Genomic DNA, 21,675 nt, shown 5'->3' with positions numbered 1-21,675 from the left:
TTGCCAATCAGTTCTACGTCGCGTAGAACTTAAGATGTAAATCTTGCATATGGGATGCAAGATAAACCGCCACAAGGAGACCCGATGCTTTCCACTCAATCCCGCCCGGTCATCGAAGCCACCCTGCCGATCATCGCCGAGCGGATTTCCAGCATCACCCCGAACTTCTACAACCGCATGTTTGCCGCGCGTCCGGACCTGCTGGATGGATACTTCTCCCGCTCGAACCAGAAGAACGGCAAGCAGCAGCAGGCGCTGGCCGGTTCCATCGCGGTCTTCGCCTCGCACCTGCTGAACAACCCCGACACCCTGCCCGAGACCATGCTGGCGCGCATCGCCCACAAGCACGCCTCGCTGAGCATCGTCGAGGAACAGTACCCGATCGTTTACGAACACCTGTTCGCCGCCATCGCCGAGAACCTCGGGGATGCCCTGACCCCGGAGATCGCCGACGCCTGGTCCGAGGTCTACTGGTTGATGGCCCACGCGCTGATCAAGATCGAGAAGGGCTTGTACGCCAAGCAGGTCAACGACCACTACTACAGCCTGTGGACCCTGACCGGGCGGGAGGAAACCGCGCCGGGCTCGGTGACCTTCACCTTTGAGCCGGCCGATGACACCCCGGTCACCCCCGCCGAGCCGGGCCAGTTCATCTCGCTTCGCATGCCGATGGCCGACGGCGTCCGCCAGGTCCGCCAGTACACCCTCTCCGGCAATGTCGCCGACACCTCCCGGCGCACCGTGACCGTGAAGCTGGATCCGAACGGTGAGTTCACCCCGATCCTGCACACCCAGCTGAAGGTTGGGGACACCATTGAGATTTCCAACCCCTACGGCGACCTGGTCATCGACCACTCCGGTGAGCCGCTGGTGATCGCCACCGCCGGCATTGGCTGCACCCCGAGCGCCGCCGCCCTGGCCACCCTGGCCGAGAGCAACTCACAGCGTTCGATCACGGTGCTGCACGCCGACCAGGAAGCCGACACCTGGGCCCTGCGCGCCCAGATGGTCGAATCCGTGGAGAAGCTGCCCAACGCGACCCTGACCACCTGGTTCGAGCGCGGCGAGCTGCCCACCGATGTGAAGAGCACCGCCGGCCTGATGAACCTGAACAATGCCGAGTTCGACCCGAATTCCCACGTCTACCTGTGCGGTCCACTGCCGTTCATGCACGCAGTGCGTGGACAGGCACTGGCTGCAGGCATTCCGGCCGAGCGCATCCACTATGAGGTCTTCGGACCGGATGTGTGGCTGGCCGTCTAGCCACAACACCGCACTCTGGCAGTCCAACGGATCATGGGGGTCCGCTGAGCCGCACGGGTACCAGGCGCGTCCGCGACAGCGGGCGCGCCTTTTCCCTTGTCCCCCGGCCCAGGCCACCGGGCCGGGGCCCGGATCCCTACTTGCCCTGGGCCGGCTTGGCTGCGGCGGGGTCCACGAGCCGGGTGTGGACCTTGCCCTCGGTGACCCAGCGGCGGACCACGGAGTTGAAGAACACCGGATCCTCGATGTTCCACTGGTGGTGCAGGTTCGGAACCAGGCGGGTGACCGCCTGGGGCAGCAGGGTCTGCAGCGGCGCGAAGGAGCGCTGAACCACCTTCGGCTCCTTCGCCCCGGCCAGGATCAGCACCGGGCCGGTGAAGGCCGCCAGGTTCGCCGGCAGCCCTCCCGGGTCCAGCTCGTCCATGATGGCGCGCAGGTTGGCCGGTTTCAACGCCAGGCCGTGGGAGGCGAACAGGTCGCGTTCGTCATCGACCATGCCGTGCGCGCCGGCCTGGAAACGCCAGTACCATTCGTTGCCCAGCAGTTTGAGCTGCATCCGGCTCAACGCCCGGGCCGGGGCGGGCACCCCGGCCACCGGGGTGCCGGTGATCATCAGGGATTCCACCAGTTCCGGGTGGCGGGCGGCCACGTGCAGGGCGATCACCCCGCCCAGGGACATCCCCACCAGGTGCACCCCGCCCTCGGCGACCTCATCGGCGATCAGCGCCGCCACGTCATCGGCCGCGGACTCCAGTCCCTGCCAGGGCTCCTCGCTGCGGGCCCCGAACGCCGGAAGGTGCAGGGTGAGGATGTGGAAGTCCCCCAGCGCCAGCACCTGCGGGTCCCAGGACCAGTTGCCGACGTTGCCGCCATGCAGGAACACAATGGTTTGCGGGGTCTGGTTGCCGCTGTGGCGCCGCACCGGATGCACCTCCGGGTAGTCGCCCGGCCCCTTGCCGTCGACCCGGGTGGGGGTGGCGGGCCTGGCGGCGGCAGCCGGCTTCGCCGTCGCGCCGGTGCCGGACTTGTCCGCCAGTGGGCCGGCCTGCGGCCTGCGCCCGAACCCCTGTCCGGCAAGCAGCCGGCCGTTTTTGACCTTGTCAGCCAGGTGGCTCAGCGCGGATCCCTCACGGCTGGGGCCGCTCGGGTACTTGACCACGCCCGGACGCTGCCCGGTGCCCGGCTTGGGTTGTTCACCGATCGGTTCACCGGCCCTGAGCTTGCCGTCCTTGGCCGCCTGCGCTGGGGCGGAGCTGTTCACCGGGTCGGTGGGCTTGGGCCGCGGCTCGGCGGCCGGCTGCTTCGAGCCCTCCTGTGCCGCCTTGCTCTTCGCCGGATTGCTCTTCGCTGGCTTGGTCGGCGACGACTTCTGGGGTGCCGGCTTCGGCCCATCGGCGGCCTGCTGACCCGAGTCCTTCGCGGTGGGGACGTTGGCGGCCGGTTTTTCCTTCACCGGCTCCTTTGCTGCGTCCGGCTTTGCCGCACTCGCCTTGGCGGCAGCTGTCTTGTCTGCCGCGTCTTGGGGCCGACTGCCCTTGGCCTGGTTGCCTGCGGCGGTGGCGTCCTTGGTCTGCGGCGCTGCCTGCTGAGGTTTACCCTCGGCTGGCTGCCTATTGCCGGTCTGTTGCCCGGCCGCCGTTGGCTGCTCGCCGGCGGGCTGGCCGGTCGGTTTCTTCTGGTTCGGGCCCAGGCCCTCGGGGTTCTTCTTATCAGTCATGGCAGGTACTCCATTACCGCGTCGAGCCATTCAATTTCGGCCACCTGCTGGCGGATGGCGTGGTCCAAGGTGGCGGCCATCAGGAAGCTGCGCCGGTCGGCGGCCGCACGCATGTCGATGCCCTCCCGCTGGGAGAGGTAGTCATCCAGGGTGGACTGGGTCTGATCCCGCCGGGTGGCCAGCAGATCCTGGATTTCCTCGCGTTCGAGTTCCGCGGCGAAGAACACCTGGCCCATGAACGGGTCGCGTTCGGTGCCGCGGGCCACCCCGTCCCCCAGCCACTGGCGCAGCGCCTGGCGGCCCTCGGGGGTGATGTGGTGTTCCTGGCGATCCGGGTAGTTGCTTTGCGGCACGGTGCGCACCGTGGCGTAGCCCTTGTCCACCAGCTGGGCCAGCGTGCGGTAGATCTGCGCCTTGTCGGCGTTCCAGAAGTGGTTGATGGAGGAGTCAAAGTGCTTCTTCAGCTCGTAGCCGGTCATCGGCGACAAGCACAACAACCCGAGGATCAATCGCGCCAAAACCATGTGACTATACTTTCACAGGTAGGGGAGTTTGCACCCACCGGTGCGCCGTGAGCGCAATGAATTCTTTACTCAGGCTCAAGTCGGAGCGCATCCTCCATCCGTCCTCCGGCTCCCCGGGATGTGACGTCCCGCCCCGTCCCAAAGGAGTGAGCTGTTGTCCACGAACAAAAATGCGTCGGCGTTGGCCCCGGCGCACCCCGGCGCACGGGCGGCACTGTATGTGCTGATCGGCTCGTTGGGGATCCAGCTCTCCTCCGCCGTGTCCGCGAGCATGTTTGATTCGCTGGGCTCCCCGGCGGTCAGCTCGCTGCGCCTGGTGCTGGCAGCGCTGATGCTGCTGGCCTTCTTCCGTCCCCGGCTCACCGGGCGCAGTGCCCGGCAGTGGGCAGCCATTGCCGGCTACGGGATCGCGATGGCAGCGATGAACCTGCTGCTGTACAAGGCCATTGAGCATCTGCCGCTGGGGATCGCGGTGACCCTTGATTTCCTGGGTCCGGCCATTGTGGCGTTGGTGCTCAGTCGGCGCGTGCGCGAGGCCTTGTGGGCATTGCTGGCCCTGGCCGGCGTGATCCTGATTGCCGGGCCCGGCGGCTATTTCGATCTGCTGGGCTTCGCCTTCGGTCTGGGTGCCGGACTGTGCTTTGCCCTGTATACGCTGCTGGCGGAGAAGGTCGGCAAACAGGATTCGGAGTCGATTTCCTCCCTGGCCCTGTCAGTCGCGGTTGCGGCGCTGGTCAGCCTGCCCTTCGGGGTTCCACGGGTGGCGGAGGTCTCCGGGGGACAGTGGATGATGCTGGCGCTCAGCGCGCTGATCGGGGTGGCCATCCCCTACACGGTGGACACCCTGGCGGCCCGGATTTCCTCGGCCCGCGTGATTGGCACCCTGTTCGCCATTGACCCGGCCATGGGCACGCTGATCGGGTGGCTGCTGCTGGATCAGGCCCTGTCGCCGGTGGCGCTGGCGGGCATTGGGCTGGTTGCGCTGGCCGGGGCGTGCGTGGCCTGGTTGGAGGGCCCCAACGCCACGGCCTCCAATCCCCCGGCTTCCGGTGACCCCGTGGGTGCCCGAACGGGCGCTTCGTAACCTGCCAGGCCGGCCGCGGTCCCCGACCAGGGCCACATTTAGAATGGCAGATATGTCATCTTCCCCCTCCGCCTCCCGGCTGACCGCTGCCCTGTTTATGGTGATCGTGCTGTTGGGCACAACCGGGCCGCTGGCCACGGACATGTACCTGCCCTCTTTCCCGGCAATGCAGGACGAGTTCTCCACCACCGCCTCGGGGGTGCAGCTGACGCTGACCACCTTCCTGATCGGGATGGCGCTGGGGCAGCTGCTGTGGGGCGCGTTCTCCGACCGCTGGGGACGGACCATTCCGCTGCGCTACGGAACGCTGTTGTTCGTGCTGGCCTCGATCGGTGCCGCGCTGGCCCCGAGCCTGCCCACGCTCATTGCCGCACGCGGCATCCAGGGCGTGGGTGCTGCGGCGGGCCTGGTGATTTCAAAGGCCATCGTTTCCGACGTCACCTCCGGGCCGCGCACCGCACGCATCTTTTCGATCCTGATGACCATCGGCGGGGTCGCTCCGGCGGTCGCCCCGATCCTGGGTGCCGCGGTAGCCCATGCCGGGGGCTGGCGCGCGGTGCTGTGGGTGCTGGCCGGGGCGGCGGGGCTGATGGCCCTGGGCTCGTTTGCGGTGGTACGTGAAACCCACCCGGCCGCGGCCCGTTCCACCGGGGCACTGTTCGGCCCATTGGGGACGGTGCTGACCCAGCGCCGGTTCGTGGGCTACATGGTCCAGTTCGCGGCGACTTTCGGAGCGATGATGGCCTACATTTCGGCTTCCCCGTTCCTCTACCAGAACGTCATGGGATTCAGCCCCACCGGTTACGCCCTGTGCTTTGGCGTCAATTCCCTGGGCCTGATTCTTTCCGGCCTGATCTCCGCCCGGTTGGCGCTGCGGGTCCCCTTGCGCCGCACCGTGGGGGTGGCCCTGGTGATCCTGCTGGTTTCCAGCCTGGTGATGCTCACCCTGGTGTTTTCCGGGGTGCGCTCCCCCATCCTGGCGGTGGTGATCTTCTTTATGGTGGCTCCCGTTGGCCTGGTCATGGGCAACACCACCGGCCTGGCCCTGGAGGAGGTGCGACGCACCTCGGGCAGCGGTTCGGCTGCGCTGGGTTGCGCACAGTTCCTGGCCGGCGCACTGGTCAGCCCGCTGGTGGGGCTGGGCGGGGAAGATTCCCCGGTCGCGTTCTCGGTGACCGCACTGGTTGGGCTGCTCCTGGCGCTGGGCGCCTACTGGTCCACCGCCGACGCGCGGCATCGCCCCCGCCGGGGCTAGCTCCCTGCCCTCTTTCCGGCCCGGGCTTGTGCTCCCCGGGAACTTGCCGGTGGATGAGCGCTTAAAACACCTACCCCGCGGAATCAATGATTCTTCCGCGGGGTAGGTGTTTTGTCCGGGAGCCGGATTAGGCGCTCAGGCGCTCCTTCAGGCCGTCAAGTTCGGCGCGCAGTGAGTCCGGCAGTGCCTCACCGAACTTGGCGTACCATTCCTCGATGCTCTCGACTTCCTCGAGCCATTCCTGGGTGTCAACCTTCACGGCGACCTCCACGTCATCCGAGGTGAAGCCTTCCAGGCCGGTCAGGTCCAGGGAATCACCGGTCGGCACGTAGCCCACGGCGGTTTCCTTGGCCTCGGCGGTGCCCTCGATGCGCTCGATGACCCACTTCAGCACGCGGGAGTTGTCCCCGAAGCCGGGCCACGCGAAGCCACCCTCGGCGGTGCGGCGGAACCAGTTGACCAGGAAGATCTTGGGCATCTGTTCCGGGTTCAGCTTCTGCGAGATGCGGTCCCAGTGGTTCAGGTAGTCACCGGCGTTGTAGCCGATGAACGGCAGCATCGCCATGGGATCGCGGCGCACCACGCCGGTGGCCCCGGAGGCGGCGGCGGTGGTCTCCGAGGAGAGGGTCGAGCCCATGAAGATGCCGTTGGTCCAGGTGCGGGCCTCGGTCACCAGCGGGATGGTGGTCTTGCGGCGGCCGCCGAAGAGGATCGCATCGATCTTCACGCCGTCCGGGGAGTAGTATTCCTCGGCGAGCATATCGACCTGGTCGATCGGGGTGCAGAAGCGGGAGTTCGGGTGGGCGGCCTTGCGCCCGGAATCCGGGGTCCAGTCATTGCCCTTCCAGTCGATCAGGTGGGCTGGGGCCTCGTCGGTCATGCCTTCCCACCACACGCCGCCCTCATCGGTCAGCGCGACGTTGGTGAAGATCGAGTTGCCCTTGGTGATGGCGCGCATGGCGTTCGGGTTGGTGGACCAGCCGGTGCCCGGGGCGACGCCGAACAGGCCGTACTCCGGATTCACGCCGCGCAGTTCACCGTTCTTGCCCGGACGCATCCAGTTGATGTCATCGCCCAGGGTTTCGGCCTTCCAGCCGTCGATGGTCGGATCCAGCAGCGCAAGGTTGGTCTTGCCGCAGGCCGAGGGGAACGCGGCAGCGATGTTGTAGGACTTGCCCTGCGGGCTGGTCAGCTTCAGGATCAGCATGTGCTCGGCCAGCCAGCCTTCGTCGCGGGCCATCGCCGAGGCGATGCGCAGCGAGTAGCACTTCTTGCCCAACAGCGCGTTGCCGCCGTAGCCCGAACCGTAGGACCAGATGGAGCGCTCCTCGGGGAAGTGCACGATCCACTTCTCCTCGTTGCACGGCCAGGCCACGTCCTTCTGTCCCGGCTCCAGCGGGGCACCGACGGTGTGCATGGCCGGAACGAAGAAGGCGTCCTCGGCTTCCATCTTGCGCAGGACCTCATCGCCGATCTTGGCCATGATGCGCATTGAGGCGACCACGTAGGCCGAGTCGGTGATTTCCACACCGTAAGCAGGCTGCTCGGCATTCAGCGGTCCCATGACGAACGGGATGACGTACATGGTGCGTCCACGCATGGCGCCATCGAACAGTCCGGTCAGGCGCTCCTTCATGACCTTCGGGTCTTCCCAGTTGTTGGTGAAGCCCGAGTCCTCCTCCTTTTCGGAGCAGATGAAGGTGCGCTCCTCGACGCGGGCCACGTCGGCCGGGTCGGAGAAGGCCGCGTAGGAGTTCGGGAAGTTCGGGTCGGTGAGCTTGACCAGGGTGCCGGCTTCAACCAGCTCGCCGCACAGGCGGTCGTTCTCTTCCTGGGAGCCATCAACCCAATAGATACGATCAGGCTTCGTCAGTGCCGCAACCTCCTCAACCCAAGCCGCCAACTTCGCGTGGGTGGTCGGTGCTGCATCGAGTACGTTCTGATCGGAGCTGGTGCTCATTATCCATTCCCTCCATTGGGCTGAACTTGCAATAGTTCAAGGCTAGGGGGTCAACGTTTTCGGCCGCTTGTGACCCAAGCCGCAGAATCCGGGGATGGTCAACATCTTTAGAATAAAAACACCGTGAATTCGGGGAAGATTGGTGCACCAACCAGCTTTTACTGTGACGAAGGTCACGTAGACCGGTACCCTTTTTCGGTCCTCAATATAAGTAAAAAACCGAGATACCGGCGCCCCGCCGAGCCAATTTGGAGGCCGGGCGGTTGGCCTGTATAGTTATTCGAGGTTCGCACCTGCGGGCCAAATAAAAGAATACGCGCCCATAGCTCAGCTGGATAGAGCGTCTGTCTACGGAACAGAAGGTCAGGGGTTCGAATCCCTTTGGGCGCACCAGCAAATCCCGGAACGTCGCAACGGCGAGTTCCGGGATTTTTTGTTCCCGTTCTCAGCTTCCAAGGAGGCCCACCCCGGCCCAGCCACCCGGGCGCCCTCGCTCAGCCCCGTCGGATCCTGTCACATCTTTCTCGCGCCAAGCGAGGAACCCGGGCTCACGCACTGGACTGGCGGACGTGGATGTGAATCGCGGCACTTTGAACCGTTCCGGTTCGCTAGCCCGCCTTCGCCCGTGTATAGTTATTCAAGTCGTCACGACGACAACAACTCAATAAGCGCCCATAGCTCAGCTGGATAGAGCGTCTGTCTACGGAACAGAAGGTCAGGGGTTCGAATCCCTTTGGGCGCACAGGTTCAAGAATCCCGGGAAGCTTTCAAGCTCCCGGGATTCTTGCTTTTAACCTAACTCCCCTGCTCCCCGCTGCCGCTCCGACCCGGGAGCGCTTGTCCGGCTGGCTTTGATCCCCTTATTCCATTCAGGCATTGGCACTTGGTACCGCCTCCGCATTCGCGGAACCAAGGGGCGGTCATGCCCCAGAGCCATCTGAAGCTGTTCTCTTCTTTGTTGCGTCATCTTCGAGCACACTTCAGAGCCCGAACGTATCGTGGAGGATTAACACTTCAGGGCTTGACTGCTCGCCGCCAAGGAGGAACGTTCCATGATCATTGCCGTGCCCAAGGAATCAAAGAACAACGAGCACCGGGTGGCGATCACCCCGGCCGGTGTTGCCGAATTCGTTGCCCACGGCCACGAAGTGGTCATCGAAACCCAGGCGGGCATCGGCTCGGGCATCAGCGACGAGCAGTACAGCCAGGCCGGCGCCCGCCTGGTTCCAGATGCGGCTGCGGCCTTCGAAGCCGGAGAACTGGTGCTCAAGGTCAAGGAGCCAACGCCCAGCGAATACCCGCTGCTGCGCGAGAACCAGGTCCTTTTCACCTACCTGCACTTGGCCGCCTCCCGGGAATGCACCGACGCCTTGCTCACCGCGGGAACCACCGCGGTCGCCTATGAAACGGTCACCCGGGGTCGGACGCTGCCGTTGTTGGCGCCGATGAGCGAAGTCGCCGGGCGGCTGGCGGCGCAGATCGGTTCCGTCACCCTATTGCATCCATCGGGTGGCTCCGGGATCCTCATGGGCGGGGTGCCCGGCACCCGCCCGGCCAAGGTCGTGGTCATCGGTGGTGGCGTGGCCGGCGAGAACGCCGCGGTGGCCAGTGCCGGACTTGGCGCCGACGTCACCGTCATTGACGTGAACCTGGCCCGACTCAAGGAAATCGACACCGCCCACGCCGGACGCGTCAAGACCCTCGCGTCCACCAAGCTGGCCATCGCCGAGCAGGTCGCCGATGCGGACCTGGTGATTGGCTCGGTGCTGATCCCCGGAGCCGCAGCACCGAAGCTGGTGACCCTGGACATGGTTCAGCGGATGCGTCCGGGCTCGGTGCTGGTGGATATCGCGATTGATCAGGGCGGCTGCTTCGAAGGCTCGCGGCCCACCACGCATGACGATCCGACCTTCAAGGTCCACGATGCACTGTATTACTGCGTGGGCAACATGCCCGGCGCCGTGCCGCAGACGTCGACGGCGGCCCTGACCAACGCAACCCTGCCCTACGCCCTGCGCATCGCGAACAAGGGTTGGGCGCAGGCCATGCGGGAAGACGAGGGCCTGGCCAACGGCCTGAACACCCACGCCGGAAAGCTGACCCTGGAATCGGTAGCCACCGAGTTTGGCTACCAGTACACTCGGAGCCAAGAGCTGCTGTCCGATAGCTAAGGGCCCGCGTTCGGACGTAGTGCCGCAGCCGCGGAAGCTGACCGCATCACCGGCATGACCTGTGAAACTCCTGCGTGTGAGTGAGAAAACAGCCTTGCTAATTGAACTGACCGGTCAGTTCAATTAGTCTTGTTTCATGCTTTTTGCTGACTCTGTTTCCGTGGACGGTCGCCACGGCGTCATCTGCCCTCCAACCACCGTGCGAGTAGAGCGCGGAGAGGTGGTCTTGGTAGTCGCCGAACCGGCGCTCTCACGCACCGCACTGAGCCTGGTGCTCTCCGGACGCATGAAGCCCAGCTCCGGCACGGCTAGCTGGGAAGGCCAGGACAGCCTGAAGCTGTTGCGCAAGCACAGCGCGCTGGTGGACTCACCGGAAATCAACGCCCCGGAACCCCACCTGAAGGTGCGCGACCTGGTGGCCGAGGACCTCTCCCTGGTGCCGGTGCCGATCTGGCGCAAGCGCGGAATTGACTCCTGGCTGAACCAGCACGGCTTTTCCGAGGTGGCCAGCGAATGGGTGGATGCCCTCGATCCGCTGACCCGCCTGGACATCATGGCGCGGCTGAGCGAGGAGTACCACCAGGTGCGCTTGTCGGTCTTCGACTCTCCCGACCGCCACCGTCTGGAGGACTCCAGCTGGCTGGACCTGCTGGAGGCCATGGCCCAGTCCCGCCGCAAGCCAGCGGTCGTGGCCGTGGTCTCCCGGGTCCCCGATGACTGGCATGGCCCGGTGTTCTTCATGGGTGAGCAGGATGTCGAACCGCAGATGCACCTTCCGCACGATTCGGCACATGCGCAGGACGACGCCGACGTCGGCGAGCATGCCGTGCACGAACAGGCCGGGCAGAACCAGGATGCGGAGCAGACGGTGGCCATTGATGCCCTGCTGGGCGAGCACGAGGACACCGAGCACATCGAGGTGGACGCTGCCGCCGACGGCGATGAACCGGACGGTCCGAAACACAAATCCGAGGACCCGGGTCCCGAACCGGTGGAACAAGCAGCCGGCGACATCGAGCCGGATCGCGAACCGCAGCATCTGGCCCCGCCGGCGGACGAGGCACCCCCGGCCCCAGCCGAACCCGAAGCCACCGAGCCCGAGCCGGCCAGGGACACCGAGCCGGGCGAGCATGCCCAGCCCCACGACCCGGCGCTCAACCCAAAACCTGAGACCACTTCCCGCGCGGAGGACACCAAATGACGATTCTGCGACTGGCTCTTTCCGAGCTGCAGCGCATGACCCGCGGCACCCTGCCCAAGCTGGCGATTATCGCCCTGAGCTGTGTACCGCTGCTGTACGGGGCCATGTACCTCTATGCCAACTGGGATCCGCAGTCCCACCTCTCCGGCGTGCGCGCCGCCCTGGTCAACCTCGATGAGGGAGCCGAGAAGTCCGGCAAGGACCTGAAGGTCGGTGAGGATGTCACCGAATCCCTGCTGGAGGACGGCACCTTCGGCTGGGAGCTGGTGGGTTCCGAGCAGGAAGCCTATGAGGGCGTGGCCAACGGCGACTACTCGTTCGCCATGACCATCCCCAAGGACTTCTCCGCCAACCTGGCCTCCCCGGCCGACTTCGACAAGGCCAAGCAGGCCCAGCTGAAGATCACCACCAATGACGCCAACAACTTCATGGTGGGCACGTTCGCCGACACCCTGGCCAATGAGGTGCACAATTCGGTGGCCAAGGAAGTGGGCACCCAAACCGCCGACTCGATGATCGCCGGATTCGTGGACATCCACTCCTCCATGGCCGACGCCGCTGATGGCGCAGGCCAGGTCTACGACGGCACCCTGCAGCTGAAGGACGGGGTCGCCACGCTTTCGGACGGCACCAAGCAGCTGGTCGACGGCGGCAAGCAGCTGGCCGGCGGCACGGTGGAACTGCACGATGGCACCAAGACGCTGAAGCAGGGCACCGGGGACCTGGTCAAGGGCCAGACCCAGCTGCGCGACGGCGCCAAGGAACTGTCCGCCGGCACCGGGGACCTGAAGAAGGGTGCAGACCAGCTGGCTGCCGGGCTCAATGAAATGAAGAAGCAGACCGCCCCGCTGCCCAGCTCCGCCAAGCAGCTGAACGACGGCGCCCAGCAGGCCGCGAAGGCCGCCAAGCAGCTGGCCGCCGGCTCCCGCCAGGTCGCCGACGGCAACGCCCAGCTCAACGACAAGGTCAGCGAGGCCGCCGAGGTCATCACCGCGCTGGAAGCCGATGCAGACAAGCGCCTGCAAACCGTGGAGAAGAAGAGCTTAGAACGCATCCAGGCAATGGTGGATGACAAAAACAACCCGCTCACCCAGGAGCAGGCCGATGAGCTAATCAAAACTGTCTCCAGCTCAGTGGACGAGGCCGCGGCCAACTCGCAGGTGATCCAGCGCGCCAAGGAAATCAAGGCGCAGCTGAAGACCGCCCAGCAGCAGATCCAGCAGCTGGCCGACGGCTCCGAGCAGGTCGCCCAGGGCAACAAGCAGCTCTCGGCGGGGCTGGACACCCTGGCGGACGGCACCGCACAGCTAAACGCCGCGGTGCCCACCCTGGTCAAGGGCATTTCCACCGCCGCCACCGGCGGCAACGACCTGGCCGCCGGTGCGGCGCAGCTCAACGACGGCGCCAAGACGCTGTATGCCGGGCAGCGTGACGCGCTGGCCGGGGCGAAGCAGCTGGATTCGGGGGCCAAGGAACTGAACGCCGGTGCCGCCGAACTGCAAACCGGCAGCGCCCAGCTGTACACCGGCCTGAAGGACCTGCAAAGCGGCGTGGGCGACCTGGGCAAGGGCTCCAACGACCTGGCCGACGGTTCCGGGGAACTGGCCACCGGCCTGTCCGACGGCACCAAGGAAATCCCGAATCCGGATGACCCGACCCGCGAGCACCTCTCCGAGGTCATCGGTGACCCGGTGGCCGTGGACCGCACCGACCAGGCCAAGGCCGGCGCGTACGGCGAGGGCCTGGCGCCGTTCTTCATCACCCTGGCCACGTGGATTGGCGCGTTCATCCTGACCCAGGTGATGCGCCCGATCACCAAGCGTGCCCTGGCCTCCAACGGTCGGGACTGGAAGATCGCGCTGGGCGGCTGGATGCCGTTCTTCCTGCTCTCGGTGATCCAGTCCAGCCTGCTGTACGCGGTGGTGCTCTTCTGGCTGGGCCTGGACACCGCCCACCCGTGGATGACCTGGGGCCTGCTGGCGCTGGCCTCCATGGCCTTCACCGCGATCATCCAGGGCATCACCGCCCTGCTGGGCGCGGCCGGCAAGTTCGTGGTGCTGGTGCTGATGGTGCTGCAGCTGGTCACCGCCGGCGGCACCTTCCCGTGGGAGACGCTGCCTGAGCCGCTGCACGTGCTGCACCGCATCCTGCCGATGGGCCATGTGGTTGCCGGCCTGCGCCACCTGGTCTACGGCGCGGATCTGGCGCTGCTCTCCGAAGTGGTGCTGGGCCTGATCGGCTACACGCTGCTGGGTCTGGCGCTGAGCACCCTGGCGGTGCGCAAGCACAAGACCTGGACGTTGAAGACCCTGCAGCCGGAGCTGGTCGTATGACCGGCGAGGCGGTCGGGCGCCCCCGGGTGCGGGCCACCGGTTCCAAGGAACGGCTGTTCGCGGCCTCCATGACCCTGCTGGGGCACCGCGGCATCAACGCGGTCTCGGTGGATGAGATCGCCCGGGCCGCAGGGGTTTCCAAGGGCACGGTGTACTACAATTTTGGCTCCAAGGACTCGATGATCGGCGCCCTGCTGGCCTTTGGCGCCGACATCCTCCTGGAGGAGCTGGAACAGTACGCCGAACAGTCCGACGGGCTGCAGGCCCTGGAGGCCATGGTGGTCAGCGCGTTCCGCTTCGTGGAGCGCTACCCGTCCTACGCCCAGCTGTGGATCAGTGAGCAGCAGCGCTCCGAAAGCCTATGGGGTGAACAGCTCAGCGACTTCAGGGAACAGATCACCGCGCTGATCCGCCAGGTGCTGCGCCGTACCGTGCAGGTTCCCGAGCCCCTGCTGCAGGTGGCGGCCAGCGCGATGTTTGGCGCGACGCTGCTCACCGCCCGGGAACGCGCGGTAACCACCCCGATGCCTCGGCTGGAGGTCTACGTGCAGGCGGTGCTGGCCACCGTGCACGGGCTGGAGCGCGCTGCCGCCGGATAACCTGGCCCAGGCTCTCCCCACCGACCGAACCAACTAACCCCGATCCCGTGACACCGCCTGCGGTGTCACGGGATCTTTTTGCTAGGGCCGGGGCACCACGAAGTGCGTCACGGCTGCGTCCCGCGCATCCAGGTGCGAATACGGTTCGGCGGTTTCCATGACCGTCATCCCCAGGGTGGGGTAGTTCATGGCCAGCTCGTAGACGGCCTCCTGGTCCGAGTCCTTGGAGGCCAGGCGCAGCGCCAGTTCCTGCAGCACCGGCTGGTGGCCAATGACCAGCAGCGTGGAGACCGTATCGGGGGTTTCGTTGATGATCGAGCACAGCCCGGAGGTGCCCGCGGAGTAGATGCGGGAGTCAATGTAGGGGGTGGGCGCCTTCTCCCCCAGTTCGGAGAGCACCCAGGCGCAGGTGGAGCGGGTGCGCAGCGCATCGGAGCACAGGATGTAGTCCGGGATGAGGTTATTCTCCACCAACCAGCGGCCCGCCGCCGGCGCCTCCCGGTCACCGCGGGCACCTAGCGGACGGTCGTGGTCCGCCACCCCGAGCGGAAAGTCCGCCTTGCCGTGCCGCAGCAGGATCAGCCGCCGGGCCTGTGCAGTGTTCTTGCCTCCAGCATTCATGCCACCAGCTTACGGGGTCACCGTCCCGGGCCCGCTTAAACGCCGAACGGGCGGGCGTACCTCCATGCCAGGAGCACGCCCGCCCGTTGGACGGTGTGGCCGTTCTGCGACCAGCTGATGCTAGATCGAGTATTCCGGGGCGGCCCAGACGACGACCTCGGGGTGTTCGTAGAAGCGGTAGCCCTGCCCGCGCACGGTGCGCACGGTGTTGGCCAGGCGGCCCAGCTTCGAGCGCAGGCGGCGGATGTGCACGTCGATGGTGCGCTCGTTTGGCACCTCTTCGGCGTTGCGCCACAGGTTTTCCAGCAGTTCCTCACGGCCAACGGTGCGGGTGCCGTTTTCGACCAGGAAGTTCAGCAATTCGAACTCCTTGAAGGTCAGGTTCAGGGTCTCCCCGTCCAGGTACACCTCGCGGCGGGACAGGTCGATCAGCACGCCGGAGGGCCGTGGGGTGCTGGGACGGTTCTCGGTGCGGGCGCGGCGGTTGACCGTCGGGTCCCCCAGTGCCTGGCGGACCACGTCAATGGCTTCGCCCTGCGCGGTGGCCGGTGCCAGGGCGACCGCGGCGTGGGTCTGCGCCTGTGGGGACAGGGTGGCCAGGAACGCGCGCACCTGGGTGGCCAGCTTGCCCAGCGAGGTGCCGTTGGCCTGCGCGGTGGCCTCATCGAGTCCCACGTACAGGACGAACCCGCGGGCTGTGGTGTCCGCGCTGCCCGAGCCGGCGCCGGTGGCCTGGACCGGGGCTGCGGTCTGATGGCGTGAAATATCGCGCGGCTCATGGTTGGTGGATACGGCGCGCAGTGGGCGGTAGCCTGCCGGGGCATAGCCGCCAGCTGTCGAACGCTGTGCTGCAGCAGCACGGTTCTGCGCGTTGCGAATTGAAACGTGTACGTATCCGGATCCAGCCGTCATGTTTTTCCTCTAACTATGCGAAGGCCAAGTGATTTGGCGCTGATGCTTCTTGTTTGCTTGTTGCTTGCGCCGCGGGCGTCCTTCTCTACACCCACGACAGTTGGTTTCCCGCCAGCGGCTGGATCGCGACGAAAACTAGGTTTCCGCTGCGAGCTGACCGCTGACGCAAAGCATTCGAGAACAGCACTGGGGACCCGACCACGGGAACCGTGACCTGCCTGTTTTGCTGTTCTGCGCCTGACTCACCCCTCCAGTTTCCCCGTAACAATTGGAACTTGCAAGTAACAATCAACCTCCATGTCCACGATGCGAGACAAAACCATCCATTTGTGACCTTTGCCACTTTGAACAAATGTTTCCGTTAAACGTTTAACTAGCCACGCATTGCACAATGATACGACGAGAATCGATCAATCTGACTACCCTATACATTGCCATGAATAAGCATTCAGCGCTGGATGCTGTTCACGATGCAAACATTCGCCCAGAGCTGCTCTTGACCAAATATTCGGCTATCTGCAAGGCTTCGCACCGCATAAAATCGGGCTTGGGGGCACAGCAAGCACACAGGTAAAACACAAAGTCAGCCCAATGGCATGGGGGAAGGTAAGACCATGAACGATTCGCGTTTCTCTCCTTCACAGCTCCCACGGCTCACCCACCCGGACGGCACCGCCATCAAGGTCCTGGTGGTCGACGACGAACCGTCGCTGGCCGAGTTGGTGTCCATGGGCACCCGGATGCTCGGCTGGGAATCGGCGATCGCGCACGACGGGCCCGAAGCGGTGGCCACCGCCCGCAACTTCGCCCCGGATGTCTTGGTCCTGGACTGGATGCTGCCCGGCTTCGACGGGCCCGAGGTGCTGCGCAAGGTGCGCACCTACTTCCCGGAGGTCCCGGTGCTGTTCCTGACCGCCAAGGACGCGGTGGAGGACCGCATCGAGGGGCTGGGGGCCGGGGCCGATGACTACGTGGCCAAGCCCTTCAGCCTCGAGGAGGTGCTCATCCGGCTGCACCGGCTGGTCGAACGCTCCGGAGCCACCAGCGCGGACGCCTCCGAACTGGTGGTGGGCGATCTGGTGTTGAACCTGGATTCGCACGACGTATCCCGTGCCGGGCGGGCCATCTCGCTGACCGCCACCGAATTCGACCTGCTCTCCTACCTGATGAACAACGCCCGCCGGGTGGTGTCCAAGTCGCAGATCCTGGACAACGTCTGGCACTACGACTTTGACGGCCAGGCGAACATCGTCGAACTGTACATCTCCTACCTGCGCAAGAAGATTGACGTGGACGCCGAACCGATGATCCATACGGTGCGCGGCGTGGGATATGTCCTGAAGCCGGCGGCATGAGCCTGTTCTCCCCCGCCACCAAGCACACCCCCTACAACCTGCAGCGCCGCCTGCTGGTGATCCTGCTCGGCGCCCTGACGATGGTGTGTGTGCTCATTGGCCTGCTCTACAACGCCGGCATGCGCCAGACCCTGATGGCGCAGCTGAATGAGCAGCTCTCCCAGGCGGCGAACCGTGCCGCCGCCTACTCCACCCCGAAGAACTCCCCCGATGACCTGTTCGCGCCCGGGCAGGCCTCGGGCACCTTGAACGTGCGCTTCGTGGACGGCAAGCTGACCTTCGGGGCGTGGCTGGATGAACGCACCGGTGAACGCATCACGATCACTGACGCGGACATCGACCCGCTGCTGTCCCTGGAGGTCAACTCCCGCCCGGTGATCCGCAAGCTCTCGATCGGGGACTATGTGCTGGTCGCCCGCCCGGACCAGGGCTCCGGTGGCATCCTGATCACCGGGCTGCCCACCGAGCCCACCGAATACGCGTTGCGGGAGATGGCCTGGTTGACCCTGGTGATCAGCGTGCTGACCGTGATCAGCACCGGCCTGGCCGGCACCTGGGCCATTGGCCGGTCCTTCAACCCGCTCAAGCGCGTGGCCGCGGTGGCTTCCTCCGTGGCGCACACGGACCTGGAATCGGGCAAGGTGGAGCTGACCCAGCGGGTCTCCCCGCACGATGCGATCCCGGGCACCGAAGTGGGCAACGTGGGCCAGGCGCTGAACGCGCTGATCGACAATGTGGACAGCGCGCTGAAGGTGCGTGAGCGTTCCCAGGGGCAGATGCGCCAATTCGTGGCCGACGCCTCCCATGAGCTGCGTACCCCGCTGTCGGCGATCCGCGGCTACACCGAGCTGCTGGCCGCTACCGAGCACTTCTCCGATGACGGGCGGCGCGCCGTGGATCGCGTGCTGGAGCAAAGTTCACGCATGAGCGCCCTGGTGGAGCAGTTGCTGCTGCTGGCCCGGCTGGAGGAGGAAACCTCCTACAAGCTCTCCCGGGCGAACCTGGTGGACCTGGCCCGGGAAATCACCGACGACTTCACGGTCACCGCCCCGGATCACCGGTGGACGTTCATCGCCACCCAGGACGAGGTGGCGATCAATTGCGACTCCTCGGCGCTGCGCCGGGTCATCACCAACCTGCTGGGCAATGCACGCAAGCACACCAGCGTGGGCAACTCCGTAACGGTCAGCGTGCTGGCCGATGCGGACGTGGGACAGGCGGTGCTGCGGGTGCAGGACACCGGCGAGGGCATTGACCCCGAGTTCCTGCCGCATGTCTTTGAACGCTTCACCCGGGCCAACGCTGCCCGTTCGGGCTCCGACGGCACCACCGGCCTGGGCCTGCCCATCGCCAAGAGCATCGTGCAGGCGCACCGCGGCACCATCACGGTCACTTCCCAGCCCGGGGACACCGTTTTCGAGGTGCGGCTGCCGCTGGCCGATACGCAAACGCCGCCTGCGGCAAAAACCGAGGCGGCGTAGGGGCCAGAAGGCCTAGTGCATGGGCGGGGTCACGCCGTACAGGCGGTCCCCGGCATCCCCCAGCCCGGGAATGATGTAGGCCTTCTCATCCAGGCGCTCGTCCAGGGCGGCCAGCACCAGGTGGAGCCGCTCGTCCTCGCCGTGGATCTCGCGCAGGCGCTCGATCCCCTCCGGGGCGGCGATCAGGCAGATGCAGGTGACCGAGGCGGCCCCGCGTTCGAAAATGAACTTGATGGCTTCGGCAAGGGTTCCGCCGGTGGCCAGCATCGGATCCAGCACGAAGACCTGGCGTCCCTGCAGGTCGTTCGGGACCCGGTCGGCGTAGGTGATGATGTCCAGGGTCTCGTCATTGCGGGCCATGCCCAGGAACCCGACCTCGGCCGTGGGCACCAGGCGGGTCATCCCCTCCAGCATGCCCAGCCCGGCGCGCAGGATCGGCACCACCAGCGGGGTGGGCTTGGCGAAGGCGATTCCGGTGGTCGTGGCCACCGGGGTCACGACCTCGACCTCTTCGGTCTTCACCTCACGTGTCGCCTCGTAGGCCAGCAGGGTGACCAGTTCCTCGGTCAGCTGCCGGAAGGTCGGCGAAGCCGTGTTCTTGTCTCGCAGGACCGAAACCTTGTGTGCCACCAGCGGGTGGTCAACTACCTGTACGCGCATAGGCAAAAATCTACCAGCCGTCCACCTGCCCCGACGAGCCCCTTACCCGAGATTCGGGCACTGAATCCGGCCAATGTGCCCAACCGAACAGGCCCGGGAGGTTTCGGGAGGCGCCGGGCACCGTTGTCACCCCAGCTTGCGCACGCTGGTGACACTGCGCCACGTAAAGTGGGTGACACTATGGTGCAAGAACACGAGAAGTGGATGCGGCTGGCACTGGATGAGGCCCGGGCCGCGCTGGCTACCGATGATGTGCCCATCGGTGCTGTCATTCTCTCCCCCGACCGGCAGGTGCTGGCCTCCGGGCGCAATGAGCGCGAGGCCGGCGGAGATCCGACCGCACATGCCGAGGTGGTGGCCATCCGCAATGCCGTTCGCGCCCTGCAGGCCCGCGGCACGGATGATGGCTGGCGGCTGGAGGACTGCACCTTGGTTGTCACCCTGGAGCCCTGCGCGATGTGCGCCGGCGCCATTGTCCTTTCCCGCATCCCAAAGCTGGTGTTCGGGGCATGGGATGAGAAGGCCGGAGCCTGTGGTTCGGTATTCGATATTGTGCGCGAACCCCGACTGAACCACTGGGTCGAGGTGTACCCCAGGGTTTTGGAAGCTGAATGCGCTCAACTGCTGCTGGATTTCTTCCGCGCCAAGCGCCGCTAGAACCTTGCCGGCACAAACAGTTACGGCTGACTCGCACGGAAAGCCACCATGTGGTTCTGGACACTTCCCCATCCAACCGGCCCTCGTTGTTTTGGTTTTCAGCTTTCCTTCGTTGTAGAGTTATCAGGTCTGGTGACGTGTCCGAGCGGCCGAAGGTGCAACACTCGAAATGTTGTGTACGGTAACCCCGTACCGTGGGTTCAAATCCCACCGTCACCGCCACGGAAAAGACCTTGAAACTCCTAGTCAAACAGGAGTTTCAAGGTCTTTTTTGTTTTCTCACGCCTGATTTGGGCACGTTTTGGGCACATCCATTTGTGACACGGCATGATTCAGAGCGACCGCTACGCCGTCTAAATCGTCATCGAACAGTTCGGCGTAGACGTCCAAGGTCATCGAGGCCGAGCTATGCCCAAGCATTCATTGAACCGCCTTCACGTTCGCCCCGGCGCTGACCGCGAAGCTTGCAGCCGTGTGGCGCAAGTCGTGAGGTGTAACTCTAGGAATCCCGGCACGCTGAACCGCTTTCAGGAACCAGCTACCGCGACCACTGCCACCGCTGATGGCCCGCAGGTAAGAGCCGTCTTCATTCGGGAAAACCAAATCCTCACGATGCTTGTCTTTGCACGCTTCACCGATTGCCGGAGCAAGGAACTCAGGAAACGGAACTGACCGGCGCTCATGACTTTTCGGCGTGCCCACCCTGATTTTCCCGCCGACGTCAACGGCGTTCTGATTGACGTTCAGCCGTCGCCGAATCATATCTACATCTTGCACCCGCAGCCCGGTAACTTCGCCCCAGCGCAAACCGCAGTGTGCAAGCACGCGGATTAGTGCCGGATACTTTGAGCTATCGGCCAAGTCTCGCACTTGCTCATGGCTCAAGAACACATGCTCTTTCTTCGACTTGCGCGGAAGATCTACGCCTCGCGCCGGGTTAGCCTGAAACCGCCGATCTTTCACCGCGTCATCAAGAATTGCAGCCAGCACACCATAGGCGCGAATGACTGTAGTAGCTGATTTGGGCTTCACTACGGGCACAGCTTTAGCGTCGCCAATCGAAAGAATGGTAACCCACGCTTGCACGTCGGTAAACACGATTTTCGTAATTGGGTATTTGCCCCAAACTGGTTCAACATGCACGCGCCAAGCAATTTCTAGCGGGCGATACGCCGACGGCTTGAGAGTTTGCTTGCGTTCCAGCCAGCCCGGCCCCAGTAGGATGCGGTGCATGGTAGAGAACGCGTATTCAAACGCGGCGGGTTGGTCCTTGACCCGGCTCATGAGCCGGCTGATCGTGGCTTCGAAAGGCCACCGGCCCGAATAGGCTCGGTGAGGAGCTGAGCTGGCCGCTCCAGCGGCGAGCGTGATGGCAAGGTCAGCGATCACCTTTGCCCGGACGATGAATGGCCGTGATCGGAACGAATTGGGAGAATCGGTCCTCACACAGCCTACTGAAGTCCAACGTGTTCATGAAGCTGGTCAGTATCCCGAGCCCTGCTTGGGATACCAGTGCTTGGCTGGTGACTTGGGTCGGACCATGTTGGAAAATCGGGGTAGACTTGTGCATCGAAAAGTGATCCTTTTGAACCGGGTGGATGAAGCTTCAACACCTCTATTTCCCCAGTTTAGGTCATCTTTTCCGCTTTAAAGACGGTTAATGAAGCCTCAAACTATGAAACCCCCGGGACAGAGAACATCCATCTTCGCAGAGGAGCTGCGAGGAGCTTACTTCATTTTCGGGTCATCACGCTAAAACTTGAAGAGCCGTTTTCGCTCCTCGGATATCGCCCTTTTCCAGGTGGTTGACGAAGGCTTTGCGCGAAGGAAAATCTTTGGCATCCCTCAAGTTTCGAACTCGTCAACAGGCCTCGCTTACTCG

At 64.8% G+C, this 21,675-nt stretch carries 17 protein-coding genes, 3 tRNA genes and 1 pseudogene; 13 read left to right on the top strand and 8 right to left on the bottom strand.

Annotated features, from left to right (window positions below):
- Positions 1 to 84 precede the first annotated feature (84 nt).
- A complete protein-coding gene (locus tag AC6I21_RS02060; protein WP_497763000.1) occupies positions 85 to 1,263 on the top strand; it encodes a globin domain-containing protein in 1,179 nt (392 codons plus the stop codon).
- 136 nt (positions 1,264 to 1,399) lie between these two features.
- On the opposite strand, the gene AC6I21_RS02055 is transcribed toward AC6I21_RS02060, so the two are convergent.
- Together AC6I21_RS02055 and AC6I21_RS02050 are read right to left on the bottom strand one after the other, a co-directional pair.
- Complete coding sequence (locus AC6I21_RS02055; RefSeq protein WP_497762999.1) at positions 1,400 to 2,980, bottom strand: alpha/beta fold hydrolase; 1,581 nt, start codon at positions 2,978 to 2,980, stop codon at positions 1,400 to 1,402.
- Positions 2,977 to 3,504, bottom strand: a complete 528-nt coding sequence (locus AC6I21_RS02050; RefSeq protein WP_054821049.1) for a PadR family transcriptional regulator — start codon at positions 3,502 to 3,504, stop codon at positions 2,977 to 2,979. The genes AC6I21_RS02055 and AC6I21_RS02050 overlap by 4 nt, the downstream gene beginning before the upstream one ends.
- Before the next feature lie 154 nt (positions 3,505 to 3,658).
- On the opposite strand from AC6I21_RS02050, the gene AC6I21_RS02045 reads away from it, so the two are divergent.
- On the top strand, positions 3,659 to 4,588 hold the full coding sequence (locus AC6I21_RS02045; protein ID WP_497762998.1) for an EamA family transporter: 930 nt from the start codon (positions 3,659 to 3,661) through the stop codon (positions 4,586 to 4,588).
- Between the two features lie 52 nt (positions 4,589 to 4,640).
- Positions 4,641 to 5,843: a multidrug effflux MFS transporter gene (locus AC6I21_RS02040; protein ID WP_175419296.1), complete on the top strand. Its 1,203-nt coding sequence runs from the start codon at positions 4,641 to 4,643 to the stop codon at positions 5,841 to 5,843.
- A gap of 127 nt (positions 5,844 to 5,970) precedes the next feature.
- On the opposite strand, the gene AC6I21_RS02035 is transcribed toward AC6I21_RS02040, so the two are convergent.
- Complete coding sequence (locus tag AC6I21_RS02035; protein ID WP_138925608.1) at positions 5,971 to 7,803, bottom strand: phosphoenolpyruvate carboxykinase (GTP); 1,833 nt, start codon at positions 7,801 to 7,803, stop codon at positions 5,971 to 5,973.
- A gap of 316 nt (positions 7,804 to 8,119) precedes the next feature.
- Between AC6I21_RS02035 and AC6I21_RS02030 the strand changes: the two genes are divergently transcribed.
- The 6 genes from AC6I21_RS02030 (at position 8,120) to AC6I21_RS02005 (ending at position 14,107) form a co-directional block, all read left to right on the top strand.
- A tRNA-Arg gene (locus AC6I21_RS02030) sits at positions 8,120 to 8,196 on the top strand.
- Between the two features lie 275 nt (positions 8,197 to 8,471).
- Positions 8,472 to 8,545: transfer RNA gene (locus AC6I21_RS02025), tRNA-Arg, on the top strand.
- 310 nt (positions 8,546 to 8,855) lie between these two features.
- Positions 8,856 to 9,974, top strand: a complete 1,119-nt coding sequence (ald, locus tag AC6I21_RS02020) for an alanine dehydrogenase (RefSeq protein WP_497762997.1) — start codon at positions 8,856 to 8,858, stop codon at positions 9,972 to 9,974.
- A 136-nt stretch (positions 9,975 to 10,110) separates the two neighbouring features.
- Entirely contained in the window at positions 10,111 to 11,175 is a 1,065-nt protein-coding gene (locus AC6I21_RS02015) for a P-loop NTPase family protein (protein ID WP_497762996.1), read from the top strand.
- The gene (locus AC6I21_RS02010) at positions 11,172 to 13,508 is read left to right on the top strand and encodes a YhgE/Pip family protein (RefSeq protein WP_497762995.1); all 2,337 of its coding nucleotides are present in this window, start codon (positions 11,172 to 11,174) and stop codon (positions 13,506 to 13,508) included. The genes AC6I21_RS02015 and AC6I21_RS02010 overlap by 4 nt, the downstream gene beginning before the upstream one ends.
- Positions 13,505 to 14,107 (top strand): TetR/AcrR family transcriptional regulator, encoded by a 603-nt coding sequence (locus AC6I21_RS02005; RefSeq protein WP_497762994.1) that lies wholly within the window; start codon positions 13,505 to 13,507, stop codon positions 14,105 to 14,107. The genes AC6I21_RS02010 and AC6I21_RS02005 overlap by 4 nt, the downstream gene beginning before the upstream one ends.
- Positions 14,108 to 14,188: 81 nt before the next feature.
- Here the strand turns inward: AC6I21_RS02005 and AC6I21_RS02000 are convergent, their stop codons facing one another.
- Together AC6I21_RS02000 and AC6I21_RS01995 are read right to left on the bottom strand one after the other, a co-directional pair.
- The gene (locus AC6I21_RS02000; protein ID WP_497762993.1) at positions 14,189 to 14,728 is read right to left on the bottom strand and encodes a SixA phosphatase family protein; all 540 of its coding nucleotides are present in this window, start codon (positions 14,726 to 14,728) and stop codon (positions 14,189 to 14,191) included.
- Positions 14,729 to 14,848: 120 nt separating this feature from the next.
- Complete coding sequence (locus tag AC6I21_RS01995) at positions 14,849 to 15,640, bottom strand: winged helix-turn-helix domain-containing protein (RefSeq protein ID WP_138174982.1); 792 nt, start codon at positions 15,638 to 15,640, stop codon at positions 14,849 to 14,851.
- 614 nt (positions 15,641 to 16,254) lie between these two features.
- On the opposite strand from AC6I21_RS01995, the gene AC6I21_RS01990 reads away from it, so the two are divergent.
- Entirely contained in the window at positions 16,255 to 16,995 is a 741-nt protein-coding gene (locus AC6I21_RS01990) for a response regulator transcription factor (protein ID WP_054821151.1), read from the top strand.
- Positions 16,992 to 18,476, top strand: a complete 1,485-nt coding sequence (locus tag AC6I21_RS01985) for a sensor histidine kinase (protein ID WP_497762992.1) — start codon at positions 16,992 to 16,994, stop codon at positions 18,474 to 18,476. The genes AC6I21_RS01990 and AC6I21_RS01985 overlap by 4 nt, the downstream gene beginning before the upstream one ends.
- 12 nt (positions 18,477 to 18,488) lie before the next feature.
- Here the strand turns inward: AC6I21_RS01985 and upp are convergent, their stop codons facing one another.
- Positions 18,489 to 19,136, bottom strand: coding sequence for a uracil phosphoribosyltransferase (gene upp / locus AC6I21_RS01980; protein ID WP_497762991.1), 648 nt, complete (start codon positions 19,134 to 19,136; stop codon positions 18,489 to 18,491).
- A 180-nt stretch (positions 19,137 to 19,316) separates the two neighbouring features.
- On the opposite strand from upp, the gene tadA reads away from it, so the two are divergent.
- A complete protein-coding gene (gene tadA, locus AC6I21_RS01975; protein WP_343833357.1) occupies positions 19,317 to 19,793 on the top strand; it encodes a tRNA adenosine(34) deaminase TadA in 477 nt (158 codons plus the stop codon).
- A gap of 131 nt (positions 19,794 to 19,924) precedes the next feature.
- Positions 19,925 to 20,015: transfer RNA gene (locus AC6I21_RS01970), tRNA-Ser, on the top strand.
- Between the two features lie 198 nt (positions 20,016 to 20,213).
- Here AC6I21_RS01970 and AC6I21_RS01965 read toward each other — a convergent pair.
- Both AC6I21_RS01965 and AC6I21_RS01960 read right to left on the bottom strand, forming a co-directional pair.
- Positions 20,214 to 20,684, bottom strand: coding sequence for a tyrosine-type recombinase/integrase (locus tag AC6I21_RS01965; RefSeq protein ID WP_497763395.1), 471 nt, complete (start codon positions 20,682 to 20,684; stop codon positions 20,214 to 20,216).
- A 312-nt stretch (positions 20,685 to 20,996) separates the two neighbouring features.
- Positions 20,997 to 21,363 (bottom strand): annotated as a pseudogene (locus AC6I21_RS01960) (IS1380 family transposase); the annotation flags it as partial.
- Positions 21,364 to 21,675: the final 312 nt, after the last annotated feature.

This window comes from Glutamicibacter sp. St.4D3, from assembly GCF_059728615.1.
The sequence above is the reverse complement of the archived record's forward strand: the minus strand, read 5'-3'. Positions and strand labels throughout refer to the sequence as shown.